General features: G+C 56.5%; 16 protein-coding genes. 12 read left to right on the top strand and 4 right to left on the bottom strand.

Translation table 11 applies throughout. The annotated features are described in order from the left end of the window. Window positions 1–24: 24 nt before the first annotated feature. Both GV764_RS11905 and GV764_RS11900 read right to left on the bottom strand, forming a co-directional pair. Window positions 25–837, bottom strand: a complete 813-nt coding sequence (locus GV764_RS11905; RefSeq protein ID WP_161660337.1) for a Cof-type HAD-IIB family hydrolase — start codon at window positions 835–837, stop codon at window positions 25–27. Continuing rightward, window positions 834–2,045, bottom strand: a complete 1,212-nt coding sequence (locus GV764_RS11900) for an MFS transporter (RefSeq protein ID WP_161660336.1) — start codon at window positions 2,043–2,045, stop codon at window positions 834–836. Before GV764_RS11900 ends, GV764_RS11905 begins: the two co-directional genes overlap by 4 nt. A 91-nt stretch (window positions 2,046–2,136) precedes the next feature. On the opposite strand from GV764_RS11900, the gene GV764_RS11895 reads away from it, so the two are divergent. After that, window positions 2,137–2,694, top strand: coding sequence for a TetR/AcrR family transcriptional regulator (locus GV764_RS11895; RefSeq protein WP_476561220.1), 558 nt, complete (start codon window positions 2,137–2,139; stop codon window positions 2,692–2,694). Between the two features lie 162 nt (window positions 2,695–2,856). Here GV764_RS11895 and GV764_RS11890 read toward each other — a convergent pair whose 3' ends face one another. Then, window positions 2,857–4,545, bottom strand: a complete 1,689-nt coding sequence (locus GV764_RS11890) for an aspartate:alanine antiporter (RefSeq protein WP_161660334.1) — start codon at window positions 4,543–4,545, stop codon at window positions 2,857–2,859. Between the two features lie 290 nt (window positions 4,546–4,835). On the opposite strand from GV764_RS11890, the gene ybjM reads away from it, so the two are divergent. Beyond that, window positions 4,836–5,198, top strand: a complete 363-nt coding sequence (gene ybjM, locus GV764_RS11885; RefSeq protein WP_161660333.1) for an inner membrane protein YbjM — start codon at window positions 4,836–4,838, stop codon at window positions 5,196–5,198. Window positions 5,199–5,240: 42 nt separating this feature from the next. On the opposite strand, the gene GV764_RS11880 is transcribed toward ybjM, so the two are convergent. Then, window positions 5,241–5,507, bottom strand: a complete 267-nt coding sequence (locus GV764_RS11880; protein WP_125291731.1) for a GrxA family glutaredoxin — start codon at window positions 5,505–5,507, stop codon at window positions 5,241–5,243. Between the two features lie 196 nt (window positions 5,508–5,703). Here GV764_RS11880 and GV764_RS11875 point away from each other — a divergent pair, with 196 nt between their 5' ends. From GV764_RS11875 to GV764_RS11830, 10 genes are all read left to right on the top strand, one after another. Continuing rightward, a complete protein-coding gene (locus GV764_RS11875) occupies window positions 5,704–5,994 on the top strand; it encodes a DUF1418 family protein (protein ID WP_161660332.1) in 291 nt (96 codons plus the stop codon). Beyond that, window positions 5,978–6,700, top strand: coding sequence for an oxygen-insensitive NADPH nitroreductase (gene nfsA, locus GV764_RS11870; protein ID WP_161660331.1), 723 nt, complete (start codon window positions 5,978–5,980; stop codon window positions 6,698–6,700). Before GV764_RS11875 ends, nfsA begins: the two co-directional genes overlap by 17 nt. A 77-nt stretch (window positions 6,701–6,777) precedes the next feature. After that, window positions 6,778–7,680: a 30S ribosomal protein S6--L-glutamate ligase gene (gene rimK / locus GV764_RS11865; protein ID WP_161660330.1), complete on the top strand. Its 903-nt coding sequence runs from the start codon at window positions 6,778–6,780 to the stop codon at window positions 7,678–7,680. Between the two features lie 133 nt (window positions 7,681–7,813). Then, the gene (locus tag GV764_RS11860; protein WP_161660329.1) at window positions 7,814–8,293 is read left to right on the top strand and encodes a type III secretion system chaperone family protein; all 480 of its coding nucleotides are present in this window, start codon (window positions 7,814–7,816) and stop codon (window positions 8,291–8,293) included. Between the two features lie 371 nt (window positions 8,294–8,664). Next, window positions 8,665–9,777, top strand: coding sequence for a spermidine/putrescine ABC transporter substrate-binding protein PotF (gene potF / locus GV764_RS11855; protein WP_161660328.1), 1,113 nt, complete (start codon window positions 8,665–8,667; stop codon window positions 9,775–9,777). Between the two features lie 133 nt (window positions 9,778–9,910). Continuing rightward, a complete protein-coding gene (potG, locus tag GV764_RS11850) occupies window positions 9,911–11,044 on the top strand; it encodes a putrescine ABC transporter ATP-binding subunit PotG (protein ID WP_161660327.1) in 1,134 nt (377 codons plus the stop codon). A 9-nt stretch (window positions 11,045–11,053) separates the two neighbouring features. Next, entirely contained in the window at window positions 11,054–12,007 is a 954-nt protein-coding gene (gene potH / locus GV764_RS11845) for a putrescine ABC transporter permease PotH (RefSeq protein WP_161660326.1), read from the top strand. Further along, window positions 12,004–12,849, top strand: coding sequence for a putrescine ABC transporter permease PotI (potI, locus tag GV764_RS11840; RefSeq protein WP_125291739.1), 846 nt, complete (start codon window positions 12,004–12,006; stop codon window positions 12,847–12,849). The genes potH and potI overlap by 4 nt, the downstream gene beginning before the upstream one ends. Before the next feature lie 81 nt (window positions 12,850–12,930). Beyond that, window positions 12,931–13,401: a YbjO family protein gene (locus GV764_RS11835; RefSeq protein WP_161660325.1), complete on the top strand. Its 471-nt coding sequence runs from the start codon at window positions 12,931–12,933 to the stop codon at window positions 13,399–13,401. A 41-nt stretch (window positions 13,402–13,442) separates the two neighbouring features. Then, window positions 13,443–14,166, top strand: a 724-nt coding sequence (locus GV764_RS11830) for a class I SAM-dependent methyltransferase (RefSeq protein ID WP_476561219.1), incomplete at its 3' end; no start/stop codon positions are given.

Here is a 14,166-nt window from a genome sequence, read left to right as displayed (position 1 = left end):
TCGCCCTCTGCTGAGGGCGATAGCTTAGTTGAAGGGCGCGTCGCGATTCAGCACCTTATCAATCACATCAAGCACCGCCTGATGGTTATTATGCCCGGCCTGATAGCGGGCGAGGGCGCGAATATTTTCCGGCGCGTTTTGCATCGCAAATCCATACCCGGCCTGGGTGAGCATTTCGATATCGTTGCCGCCGTCGCCAAACGTCACCACTTCATGGTCTTCAATGCCCCAACGCGCCTGCACCATCCGCAGGCCGTTGGCTTTGTGCAGGCCGGGGATAATCAGATCGATAGAGCCGTGCCCGCTGGTTACCGGCACCACGATGCCCTCCAGCGATTCGCCCAACGCGATCATGGTTTCGGCGAGTATATCGTCCGGCAGGTTCAGCGCGAATTTAAAAAATACGTCGTCGATACCGGTAAAGCTGTCCACCTCTTTCAGGCGGTGGTAATAGCGCGCCGCCATCAGCTTGAATGACGGATCGTAACTTTTCAGGATATAGCCCCACTGCTTGCCGCTGGCGATAACTTCAATATCTGGCAGGGTCAGCAGATGATCCACCACGGTGTTGTATTGCTGTACAGTGAATTCGCCATTGAACAGGTCGTCGCCTTCGCAGAGCACCCAGGCGCCGTTATCGGCAACAAAAGCGATCTCCTGAGCGATTTCCGGGAAGAAGGAATACAGCTGGTAATACTGGTTGCCGCTCGCCACCGCAAAGCGGATGCCTTGCTCTTTCATCCGGGCGTATTGCGCTAAAAAGCGCGGGCGGTTGTACTGCTTTACGTCATCCAGGAAGGTGCCATCCATGTCGACAGCGATCAGTTTCACGCTCATCTGCATTGCTCCGTTGAACTTTCAATTTGAGATTCAGGCTTCGCCACCGCACGGGCTACCAGCGCGGCGATAATCACCAGCGACAGCACCACGATCATGGCGCTGCGCAGCCCGTAGTGTTCACCCAGGAAACCTAACAGCGGCGGTCCCACCAGGAAGGCCAGATAGCCGGTGGTGGCCACCACGCTGACGCGAGACGCGGCATCCGGGCCGGTATCGCTGGCGGCGGAAATCGTCAGTGGGAAGCCGAGCGACGCGCCAAGCCCCCAGAGTAACACCGATGCGCCCGCCAGCCAGGGGTTATCAACGAACACGATAATCGCGATGCCCAGCGCGCCCATCATGGCGCTGGCCCGCACCACCGCCACGCGGCTGTAGCGATCGATAAACCAGCCGCCGGTAAAGCGGCCCAGCGTCATGCCGAGGGTAAAACCGGCATAGATAATCGAGCCGGAAGTGGCGCTAAAACCGTGACCGTCCACCATCAACAGCGGCAGCCAGTCGTTAGCCGATCCTTCAGCAAAGGCCATCGCCAGCACGATCACGCCAATGAGCAACAGCTGGAAATCCTTATAAAACGGCACCCGCTGTTGGGCGTTAGCCTGTTTTTCCTGCCTGGATTCTTTACCCACGCCGTCAGGAATGGCGCGCATGGCGTAAATCATCGGCGCGACGGTGACCAGCCCGGCCAGCAGAATATGCCCGTCGGCGCGAATATTGATGGCGGTCAGCGCCATACCGACGCCCGCGCCCGCCAGCGTGCCCAGGCTGTAGAAGCCGTGCATCATCGGCAGAATGGTTTTATGGCTTTCACGCTCGACCACCGCGCCTTCAATATTCAGCGCCACCTCAGAGGAGCCCAGGCCCGCGCCAAACAGCGCCAGACCGCTGGCAAATACAAAAGCGGTGGAGATGGCGAGCCCGCCGCTCATCAGCATGATCCCGGCAATCGCCAGGATCATGCTGTTGCGGATCACGATGCGGGTGCCAAAGCGTTTCACCAGCCAGGCGGAGCTCAGCACGCCGCTCATCGAGCCAATCGACAGCCCAAACAGCACCACGCCCATTTCTGCGGTGGAAACGGCGAGACCGTCGCGGATCGCGGGAGTACGGGTGGCCCAGGAGGCCATCAATAAACCGGGTAAAAAGAAGAAGATAAACAGCGCCCAGGTGCGGCGACGCAGGGCCTGACGTGCGGTTAACGGCATTTACTAACCTGGTTTCCGGAAAAGGTAAGACAACACTAGCAAGGAAGTGTACATTTGTACATCTCACGTTTATGACCCCGAGGATGGGATGATGAAATCAGATTCCGCCCCCAGCGGGCGGCGAGACATTATTTTAGACGCCACCCTGGATGCCGTCGCGGAGCATGGCATTAACGGCGTCACCCATCGCAAAATCGCGGCGCTGGCCGGGGTGCCGCTGGGGTCGATGACCTATTACTTCACCGGTATCGACGATCTGCTTGAAGAGGCGTTTTGCCGGTTTGCCGATCGGATGTCAGAAAGCTTTATTCATCATATAGGGCAGGCGATCAGCCCCGCGATGGCCTGCGATGCGCTGGCCGATCTGATTTGCGGCGCGTACATGACCACGCCGCGCAATATGGAACTGATGTACCAGCTGTACGCCTACGCCGCGCGGCGTCCCGGTTTAAAGCTGGTGATGCAGGCCTGGATGCGTCGCAGTCAGGCGCTGCTGGAACGCTGGTTCGACCCGGTCACCGCGCGGGCGCTGGACGCGTTTGTCGAAGGGATGACGCTGCACTATGTGACCGATAGCGCGCCGCTGGGACGTGAGCAGCTGCGTGAGCTATTGGGCAGAATTGCGGGGGAAGAAGGGCGCGTAAGCTGACTTTCAGGCAACAAAAAACCCATCAACCTTGAACCAAAACGGCGGGGTTGATGGGCTCCACAAATTGGGGACATCAAAGAAAAGCAGTGGCACTAATTCAGACTGCGCACGCCTTCAAAAGTTCGCCCCTAAGTTAAAAAAATCACAAAAATTTTTAACGTCCTACCAACCCAGGCCCGGCCAGATGATGACAATCAGCGTTCCTGCCAATGTTAACAAGACGTTAGCGATCGCGTAGGTGCCGGCATAACCCAGCGCCGGGATATTGCTGCGGGCGGTATCGCTGATAATTTCCATGGCTGGCGCACAGGTGCGCGCGCCCATCAGGGCACCAAACAGCAGCGCGCGGTTCATTTTCAGTACCCAGACGCCGAACATAAAGCTGATAACCACCGGCAACAGGCTGACGATAAGCCCGGCGATCAGCATTTGGCCGCCCACCGCCCCCAGGCTGTGGCCGATGCCGCTGCCCGCGCTTAATCCCACGCCCGCCATAAACACCATCAGGCCGAACTCTTTCACCATCATCAGCGCGCCCTGCGGAATGTAGCCGAAAGTGGGATGGTTGGCGCGCAAAAAGCCCAGCATAATCCCGGCGAACAGCAGACCTGCCGCATTGCCGATGCCGAAGCTGAATGAACTGAACTGGAACGTGATCATCCCGATCATCAGGCCGATAATAAAGAAGGCGCAGAAGGCCAGCAGGTCGGTGACCTGGCTGTGAATCGAAATAAACCCGATGCGGTCGGCGATGGTTTTCACGCGCCGCGCGTCGCCGCTCACCTGCAACACATCCCCTTTGTTGAGCACGATATTGTCGTCGATGGGCATTTCAATCTGGCTGCGGATCACGCGGTTCAGGAAGCAACCGTGATCGGTGAGCTTCATCTGGCCGAGCCGGCGGCCCACCACGTTATGGTTTTTCACCACGATCTCTTCGGTCACGATGCGCATGTCCAGCAAGTCGCGATCAAACACCTCTTTACCGTTGCGGAAACTCGGGTCGAGGCGGGCGTGGGCGTCCGGATAACCCACCAGCGCGATTTCATCCCCCACCTGCAACACCGCGTCGCCATCCGGGTTCGCCAGAATGCCGTTACGGCGGATACGTTCGATATAGCAGCCGGTCTGGCGGTAAATCCCCAGTTCGCGCAGATTTTTGCCGTCGGCCCAGGCGACCAGTTCCGGCCCAACGCGGTAGGCGCGGATCACCGGCAGATAAACTTTGCGGTTGGAATCGGTATCCAGCCCACGCTCGCGGGCGATTTGCTGGGCGCTGGTCTGTAAATCCTGATGCTGCAATTTGGGCAGATAGCGCGCGCCGAAAATCAGGCTGACCAGGCCAATCAAGTAGGTAAGAGCGTAGCCGAGGCTGAGATGATCCAGCGCGGTGCTCAGCGTATTGCCTTCCATCCCGGAGTGGCGCAGCGTATCACCCGCGCCGACCAGCACTGGCGTGGAGGTCATCGAACCCGCCAGCATCCCCGCCGTGAGGCCGATATCCCAGCCAAACAGTTTGCCAAGGCCCAGGGCGATCAGCAGGGCGCTGCCAACCATCACCGTGGCTAACATTAAATAATTCTTACCATCGCGAAAAAAAATAGAGAAAAAGTTAGGCCCGGCTTCCACGCCGACACAAAAAATAAACAGCATAAAGCCCAAATTTAACGCGTCGGTGTTAATCGAAAAATTATGCTGGCCTAATAATAACGAGACAACTAAAACGCCAATAGAATTACCCAGTTGGACAGAACCGAGTCGTAATTTGCCAAGACAGAGTCCTAAAGCCAGTACTACAAATAATAACAGGATGTAATTCCCGCTTAACAAATCTGCGACGTTTATATTCACGGCGGCTAACTTCTCGTTTACCAGTAACCTATTGAAATGGGTGATGTTTTACGCTACTGTTTTGGCCCGTAATCGAAGATATGCTGATTGTTCATTCATCACATTAATATCTCGGGCAAAAACACGCGATGGCCGGTAGTTTAATCGGATTACCGGTGGTCGGCTAGCGAGAAATAGTGTCATGAATCGTTTTAGGCAGGGATTGCCGCAGTGCTTATTCTAACTGGGTAACCCGTATTTCCGGGTGATTGTTTTTAGTTTGATATGGGCAATGTCAGGGGATATCGGTGATGAAAGCTCCTTTTTGGCCGGGTACGGTATGCAGCTTTATCCTTTTTCTGGTCGTATTTATTCTCCATAAGCTTTCGGTGTCGGGATATTATCCCGTACAGAAGCATCTCGATCTCGGCATGCTGTGTTTTATTCTGCCGGGAATGATTGCCAGTTTTTTTTCTCGCGACGATCGCCTGTTTAAACCGCTGCTGGGCGCGATGCTGGCGGCGCCGGTGTGTTTGCTGCTGGTATTTATTACGCCTGTTCCTGAGCGTTCGCTGTTTCAGGAGGTGGCCTGGCTGTTTGGCGCGGTATTCTGGTGCGGGCTGGGTGCGCTTTGCTATCTGTTCGCGCGAAAACTGTTAAAACTGTCAGAATAAAAAAAACCGGCTCGGTGAGCCGGTTTTTTTATGGGCGATACATCAGGCGGTATAAAGCGAAAGATTGGCTTTCGCCCAGGCTTCAAAATCGGTGCAACCGCCGATGTGGGTGGAATCCACGAAAATCTGCGGCACGGTTTCTACCGGTTTGCCGACGGTTTTTTCCAGGTCAGCTTTGGTGATGCCTTCTGCGTGAATATCAACGTAGCGGAAATTAAAATCGTCGCGCTCGGCGGTCAGTTTCTCTGCCAGTTCTTTAGCGCGAACGCAGTAAGGGCAGCCCGGACGACCAAAAATAACTGCAAACATGATAACTCCTTGATAACGAGTGCCTGTCGGCGAATGCGGCTATCATGCCATAACGCTAAGTAATGAAAAGCAGGTTACACCTCTTAGTTTGATACCTGTCATCTTTCATTGGCTATTTTTTATCGCGCCGTTATGGCTAAAAAGGGCGGCGTGGTTTTCAGGTTATACTCCCTTTTTTAACCGCAGGAGAAACCCAATGCGCTCACTGGGTGCGTTACCCAAACCGGTGCTGATCCTGGAGGCCGTGGGCATGGTCGTGCTGGGCACGGCCTGGCTATCCCTGAAAGGGTATGTCGACTTGCCTGCGCCGTTTAACAGCGCGAGCTGGGGCATCGTAATGGTGTTCCTCGGCGTGCTGCTGATGTTGCCCGCCGCCGTGGCGCTGGTGTGGAACATGGGCCAGAATATGGCACCGCTACTTTTTAAATCATCTGCAAAATCAAAAACATCGCCAGAAAAGGACTCGCATCATGACGCCAACCATTGAGCTGCTCTGTTCGCACCGCTCGATCCGCCATTTTACCGACCAGCCGATGACCGACGCGCAACGCGAGGCGATCTTTGCCGGGGCCCGCGCGGCGTCCAGTTCCAGTTTTTTACAGTGCAGTTCGATTATCCGCATTACCGATCCGGCGCTGCGCGCAAAGCTGGTGCCGCTCACTGGCGGCCAGAAGCACGTGGCGCAAGCGCCGGAGTTTTGGGTGTTCTGCGCCGATTTTAACCGCCATCTGCAAATTAGCCCGGACGCGCAGCTCGGCCTTGCTGAACAGCTGCTGTTAGGCGTGGTGGATACCGCGATGATGGGACAAAACGCCATGGTGGCGGCGGAATCGCTGGGGCTGGGCGGTGTATACATTGGGGGGATCCGTAACCATATCGAGGCGGTAACCGAGTTGCTGGGTCTTCCCCAACAGGTGCTGCCGCTATTCGGCCTGTGCCTCGGCTGGCCTGCCGATAACCCGGATGTGAAACCACGTTTGCCGACCGCCATTGTGGTGCATGAAAATCGCTACCAGCCGCTGGATCGCGAGGCGCTGGCCGCCTATGACGAGGAGCTGGCGCGCTACTATCTCACCCGCGGCAGTAATACTCGCCGCGATACCTGGAGCGACCATATTCGCCGTACCATCATTAAAGAAAATCGCCCGTTTATTCTCGACTTTTTGCATAAACAGGGGTTCGCCACGCGTTAATTGTCCAGGCTTGCTACGCAGTTGGTAACGGGCCGTGTATGATGTGCCGGTTAATACCAGTGAGAGCGAGGTGAAGGATGAAAATCGCCGTTTTATCCCGGGATGGAACCCTGTGGTCGTGTAAGCGACTGCGCGAAGCCGCAATGCGGCGCGGACATTTTGTCGAAATTCTCGACCCGCTCTCCTGTTATATGAATATCAATCCGCTGTCGCCCTCGATGCACTACAAAGGGCGCAAACTGCCCCATTATGATGCGGTGATCCCGCGCATTGGTTCCGCCATCACCTTTTACGGCACCGCCGTGCTGCGCCAGTTCGAAATGATGGGCAGCTACCCGCTGAATGAATCCGTCGCCATTACCCGCGCCCGCGATAAGCTGCGCTCCCTGCAACTGATGGCGCGCCAGGGTATTGATTTGCCGGTGACCGGCATTGCCCATTCGCCGGACGACACCAGCGATTTGATTGATATGGTGGGCGGCGCGCCGCTGGTGGTGAAGCTGGTGGAGGGCACGCAGGGGATTGGCGTGGTACTGGCGGAAACGCGCCAGGCGGCGGAGAGCGTGATTGACGCGTTTCGCGGCCTCAACGCCCATATTCTGGTGCAGGAATACATCAAAGAAGCCAAAGGCCGGGACGTGCGCTGCCTGGTGGTGGGCGATCGGGTGGTCGCCGCCATTGAACGCCAGGCGAAAGAGGGGGATTTCCGCTCCAACCTGCACCGCGGCGGCGTGGCGCGGGTCGCGGATATTACCCCGCGCGAGCGGGAGATCGCTTTACGCGCGGCCAGCACCATGGGGCTGGACGTGGCGGGGGTGGATATCCTGCGTTCCGACCGCGGCCCGCTGGTGATGGAGGTCAACGCGTCGCCAGGCCTGGAAGGCATTGAAAACACCACCGGCATTGATATCGCCACCCTGATGATCCAGTGGATTGAAAAAAATGCCAGGCCGGGTTTTTGTCTAAAAATGGGGGGTTGAAGCGCCCCGCAGCTTTGCGCCAGAGTAAAGGATGCGCCCTTAAACGTAGTATCGGAGGGGCTTTTTGCGTAAGCTATCGGCCAGTTATCATTCACCGCACATCGCGAACCGGAATTAAGAGGTATCAGTTTTTATGGATTCACTCGTCGTCCCCAGTCTGGACACACTGCGCCACTGGCTTGAACAGTTAGAGGTGAGTTTTTTCGAGTGCGATACCTGCCAGGCGTTGCATTTGCCCCATATGCAAAATTTTGATGGCATCTTCGATGCCAAAATCGATCTGCTGGATAACACCGTACTGTTCTCGGCGCTGGCGGAAGTAAAACCGTCGGCGCTGCTGCCGCTGGCCTGCGATTTATCGGCGATTAACGCCAGCTCCCTGACGGTGAAAGCCTTCCTGGATATTCAGGACGATAATATGCCGAAGATGGTGGTCTGCCAGTCGCTGTCCGCCAGCGTGGGCGTGACGTTCGAACAGTTCGCGGCGTTTTTCCGCCAGAGCGAAGAGCAAATTTCGATGGTGATTCTGGAAGCGGGATCGCATCATTTACTCTTTACCGCCGAAGACGAAGAGAAAAATAGCGTCGATATGCATACCCATTTTCTTCACTAACGGCGCTCATCCCTGCCGCAGTCGCTACCAGGGCGACTGCGTATCACATTTTATTATTCTGCTGATAACCTTCTCTTAAAGAACATTTCACTGCCTTTATCCCCTTTTTAACCGAGGTGATAGAGCGATTCAGTCTAAAAAATTGATAAAACGCATTTTTTCTACCGGGCTATAGTCCTGGACATATCCTACAGTTATTCTTGCGAAGCGAAAAAAGCCTGCATTGTCTGCCGAAGGATGGTCGATCCTTTTTCTGCGCAGCATGACCAAATATGCACGAAAATTGCATATGTTTCATTGCAGATGTGTAATTGCGTAAATTTAGCTCGGAAAACAACGAGTTTTTACCCTTTATTCAGAAGGAAACAGATATGTTCACCCAAAGAAAAAAATGGTTGTCGGGTGTGGTTGCCGGTGCGTTGATGGCAGCCTCTGCAAGCGTCATGGCTGCCGAACAAAAAACACTGCATGTGTATAACTGGTCAGACTATATTGCCCCGGACACCATCGAAAACTTCACCAAAGAAACCGGCATTAAAGTGGTTTACGACGTGTTCGATTCCAACGAAGTACTGGAAGGCAAATTAATGGCGGGCAGCACCGGTTTCGACCTGGTGGTGCCGTCGGCCAGCTTCCTTGAGCGCCAACTGGCCGCCGGCGTGTTCCAGCCGCTGGATAAAAGCAAGTTGCCGAACTGGAAAAACCTCGACCCTGAGCTGCTGAAACTGACGGCGAAGCACGATCCGGAAAACAAATATGCTATGCCGTATCTCTGGGCTACCACCGGCATCGGCTATAACGTTGATAAAGTGAAAGCCGCGCTGGGCGGCGACGTGCCGCTGAACAGCTGGGATCTGGTGCTGAAGCCGGAAAACCTTGAGAAGCTGAAAAGCTGCGGCGTCTCTTTCCTCGATGCCCCTGAAGAGGTGTTCGCCACCGTGCTGAACTACCTGGGCAAAGATCCGAACAGCGACAAAGCCGCTGATTACACCGGCCCGGCGACCGATCTGCTGCTGAAGCTGCGTCCGAACATTCGTTACTTCCACTCGTCCCAGTACATTAACGACCTGGCGAACGGCGATATCTGCGTGGCTATCGGCTGGGCAGGGGACGTATGGCAGGCGGCGAACCGCGCGAAAGAAGCCAAAAATGGCGTGAATGTTTCCTACACCATTCCTAAAGAAGGGGCGCTGGCCTTCTTTGACGTCTTCGCCATGCCGACTGACGCCAAAAATAAAGAAGAAGCTTATCAGTTCCTGAATTACCTGATGCGTCCGGACGTGATCGCTCACATCAGCGATTACGTGTTCTACGCCAGCGCCAACAAAGAAGCCACCCCGCTGGTCAGCGCTGAAGTGCGTGACAACCCGGGCATTTACCCGCCTGCGGATGTGATGGCGAAACTGTTTACGCTGAAAGTGCAGGATCCGAAAATCGATCGCGTCCGTACCCGTGCGTGGACCAAAGTGAAAAGCGGTAAGTAATTACCGCCCGTTTCTGAATAACCGTTATGCCAGGGCTGCCCTGGCGTGGGGCAGAGGCGAGCCGGTCTCTGCCCCGTTATTCGTGCGACAACCGGGCCGCACAGGTATTCATGCTTTTGCCGGAGAGCAATAATTGAACGACGCTATCCCCCGCCCACAGGCGAAAACCCGCAAAGCGCTCACCCCGCTGCTGGAAATCCGCAACCTGACTAAATCCTTCGACGGCCAGCATGCCGTGGACGACGTCAGCCTGACTATCTACAAAGGCGAAATTTTCGCCCTGCTCGGTGCCTCCGGGTGCGGTAAATCAACCCTGCTGCGGATGCTGGCGGGTTTTGAGATCCCCACTCACGGCCAGATTTTGCTGGATGGCGTGGATTTATCCCGCGTACCGCCGTACCAGCGTCCCATTAATATGATGTTTCAGTCCTACGCGCTGTTCCCCCATATGACGGTGGAGCAGAATATCGCCTTTGGTCTGAAGCAGGACAAACTGCCGCGTGGCGAGATCGCCGCGCGGGTCGAAGAGATGCTGACCCTGGTGCATATGCAGGAGTTCGCCAAACGCAAGCCGCACCAGCTTTCCGGCGGCCAGCGTCAGCGCGTGGCGCTGGCGCGCAGCCTGGCGAAGCGCCCGAAACTGCTGCTGCTCGATGAGCCAATGGGCGCGCTGGACAAAAAACTGCGCGACCGGATGCAGCTCGAAGTGGTGGATATTCTGGAGCGCGTGGGCGCCACCTGCGTGATGGTAACCCACGATCAGGAAGAGGCCATGACCATGGCCGGACGTATCGCCATTATGAATCGCGGCAAGTTCGTGCAGATTGGCGAGCCGGAAGAGATTTACGAGCACCCGACCACCCGCTACAGCGCGGAATTTATCGGCTCGGTAAACGTGTTCGACGGGCTGCTGAAATCCCGCGAGGAAGACGGTCTGGTGATCGACTCCCCCGGCCTGATGCACCCGCTGAAAGTCGACCCGGACGCCTCGGTGGTGGACGGCGTACCGGTACACGTGGCGCTGCGCCCGGAAAAAGTGATGCTCTGCGAACAGCCCCCTGCCGACGGCTATAACTTTGCCGTGGGTGAAGTGGTGCATATTGCCTATCTGGGCGATCTGTCCATCTATCATGTGCGCCTGAAAAGCGGGCAGATGATCACCGCCCAGTTGCAGAACGCTTATCGCTACCGCAAAGGCGCGCTAACCTGGGGCGACGAAGTGCGTCTGTGTTGGGACGCCGACAGCTGTGTGGTTCTGACGGTTTAAGGAGGCGTGATGAGTCGTTTACCTGAACGCCGCGAAGCCCAGCACGTCACCGGCTTTAAAGCCTGGCTGGCGCGGATGCAGATGGCCCATGGCCGCAAGCTGGTGATCGCGCTGCCGTACCTGTGGCTGATCCTGCTGTTTATGCTGCCGTTCCTGATTGTGTTTAAAATCAGCCTGGCGGAAATGGCGCGGGCGATCCCGCCGTACACCGATCTGGTGAGCGTCGAGGATTCGCAGCTGTCGATTATGCTGAATCTCGCCAACTTCCTGCAGCTAACCGACGATCCGCTCTATTTCGAGGCCTATTTACAATCGTTGCAGGTAGCGGGGATCTCAACGCTGTGCTGTTTACTGCTGGGTTATCCGCTGGCCTGGGCGGTGGCGCACAGTAGCCCGTCGATGCGTAATATCCTGCTGCTGCTGGTGATCCTGCCGTCCTGGACGTCGTTCCTGATCCGCGTGTATGCCTGGATGGGCATCCTCAAGGAGAACGGGGTGTTGAACAACGTGCTGCTGTGGCTGGGGGTTATCGATCAGCCGTTAACTATCCTGCACACCAACCTGGCGGTGTATATCGGCATTGTGTATGCCTATCTGCCGTTTATGGTGCTGCCGATTTACACCGCGTTGACGCGAATTGATTACTCGCTGGTGGAAGCGGCACTGGATCTGGGCGCGCGCCCGTTGAAAACCTTCTTCACGGTAATTGTGCCGCTGACCAAAGGCGGGATTATCGCCGGGTCAATGCTGGTGTTTATCCCGGCAGTAGGGGAGTTTGTGATCCCGGAACTGCTGGGCGGCCCGGACAGCATCATGATTGGCCGCGTACTGTGGCAGGAGTTCTTTAACAACCGCGACTGGCCGGTGGCATCGGCGGTGGCGATCACCATGCTGGTGATCCTGATTGTGCCGATCATGTGGTTCCACAAGCATCAGAACAAATCCACGGGAGATCACGCATGAATAATTTACCCGTCGTGCGTTCCCCGTGGCGCATTTTGATTTTGCTGATTGGCTTTACTTTCCTGTACGCGCCGATGCTGATGCTGGTGATCTACTCCTTCAACAGCTCTAAGCTGGTGACGGTGTGGGCTGGCTGGTCGACGCGCTGGTACAGTGAACTGTTCCAGGACAGCGCGATGATGAGCGCGGTGGGGCTGAGCCTGACCATCGCCGCCCTGGCCGCGACCATGGCGGTCGTGCTGGGGACGATTGCTTCGGTGGTGATGGTGCGCTTTGGGCGTTTTCGCGGGGCCAACGGCTTTGCGTTTATGCTGACTGCGCCGCTGGTGATGCCGGACGTGATCACCGGGCTGTCGCTGCTGCTGCTGTTCGTGGCGCTGGGCAACGCCATTGGCTGGCCCTCAGAGCGCGGGATGCTCACCATCTGGCTGGCGCACGTCACCTTCTGTACCGCCTATGTGGCGGTGGTGATCAGTGCTCGCCTGCGCGAACTGGATCGCTCTATCGAAGAGGCGGCGATGGATCTGGGCGCCACGCCGGTGAAAGTGTTCTTCGTGATCACTTTGCCGATGATCATGCCGGCAATCCTCTCCGGCTGGCTACTGGCGTTTACCCTGTCGCTGGATGACCTGGTGATCGCCAGCTTTGTCTCCGGCCCGGGGGCGACAACCCTGCCGATGCTGGTGTTCTCCAGCGTGCGCATGGGCGTCAACCCGGAGATCAACGCCCTGGCGTCGATCATCCTCGGCGTGGTAGGGATTATCGGTTTAATCGCCTGGTATCTTATGGCGCGCTCCGAAAAACAGCGCCAGAAAGACATCCAGCGTGCAAGAACCGGCTGATGATTCTAAAATCTGAGATTATTAGCTAACAGTGCCGCGTTCGTCGCGGCACTGTGATTCAGGGATGCCAGAAACATAGCGATGATCTTTACCCGATCACACCATAATCACGCGCGCCTCAATGTACCCACGCTGGTATATATTGCGGCTATTGCCATTATCACCACCCGCTGCGTCGATCTGCTGATGGTGTTTAATATGCTGGGGCTGCGCGGCGCGATGGATTTTATTCACCGCAGCGTCCAGACCTGGAGCCTGACGCTGGTGTTTCTGTCCAGTCTGCTGCTGTTATGCATCGAGTTTCGCTGCGCTTTTGCCATTATCAAAGGGCGCAACTGGGGACGCTGGATTTATCTGATCTCGCAAATCGCCGCCAGCGGCTATCTGTGGGCGGCGTCGTTGGGCTGGGGTTACCCTGAGCTGTTCAGCATCGCCGGGGAAACCAAACGGGAGATCCTCCATTCGCTGGTGATGCAGAAAACCCCGGATATCATGATCCTCGTCCTGCTGTTTTTGCCGGTGCAGAGCCGCCGGTTTTTCCAGTTGCAATAACGGTGGTACAATCCTGCGCCCTCCGTTTCTAAGGTTTTACTATGCAGTGCGCTCTCTATGATGCCGGGCGCTGTCGCTCCTGCACGTGGATTGAAAAATCCCGGCAGCAACAGCTCCAGGACAAAATGACCGATCTCCGCCAGTTGCTTGGCGATCTCCCCGTTGGCCAGTGGTGCGACCCGGTAGCGGGGGAGGCGCGCGCGTTTCGCAATAAAGCCAAAATGGTGGTCAGCGGCAGCGTGGAGAAACCGCTGCTCGGCATTCTGAACCGCGATGGCAGCGCGGTAGATTTAACCGACTGCCCGCTCTATTCCGACGCGTTTCGCCGGGTGTTCGCCGTACTGAAGCCGTTTATCGCCCGCGCCGGACTAACGCCCTATAACGTGGCGCGTAAGCGCGGCGAACTGAAATACCTGCTGCTCACCGAAAGCACGCTTGATGGCGGCATGATGCTGCGTTTTGTGCTGCGTTCTGACGCCAAACTTCCCCAGCTTGAAGCGGCGCTACCATGGCTGCGCGAACAGCTGCCGCAGCTCAGGGTTATCTCCGCCAATATCCAGCCGGTGCATATGGCGATTATGGAAGGGGAGCAGGAGATTGTTTTCACCGCAGAGCGCGCGCTGGAGGAGAATTTTAACGGCGTACCGCTGTGGATCCGTCCGCAAAGCTTTTTCCAGACCAATCCGCAGGTGGCGAGCCAGCTGTACGCCACCGCTCGCGACTGGGTACGCGCCTTGCCGGTGAAGCATATGTGGGATCTGTTTT

The organism is Atlantibacter hermannii, from assembly GCF_009907385.1.
In the GTDB taxonomy this organism is placed as follows: Bacteria; Pseudomonadota; Gammaproteobacteria; order Enterobacterales; family Enterobacteriaceae; genus Atlantibacter; species Atlantibacter hermannii_A.
The sequence above is the reverse complement of the archived record's forward strand: the minus strand, read 5'-3'. Positions and strand labels throughout refer to the sequence as shown.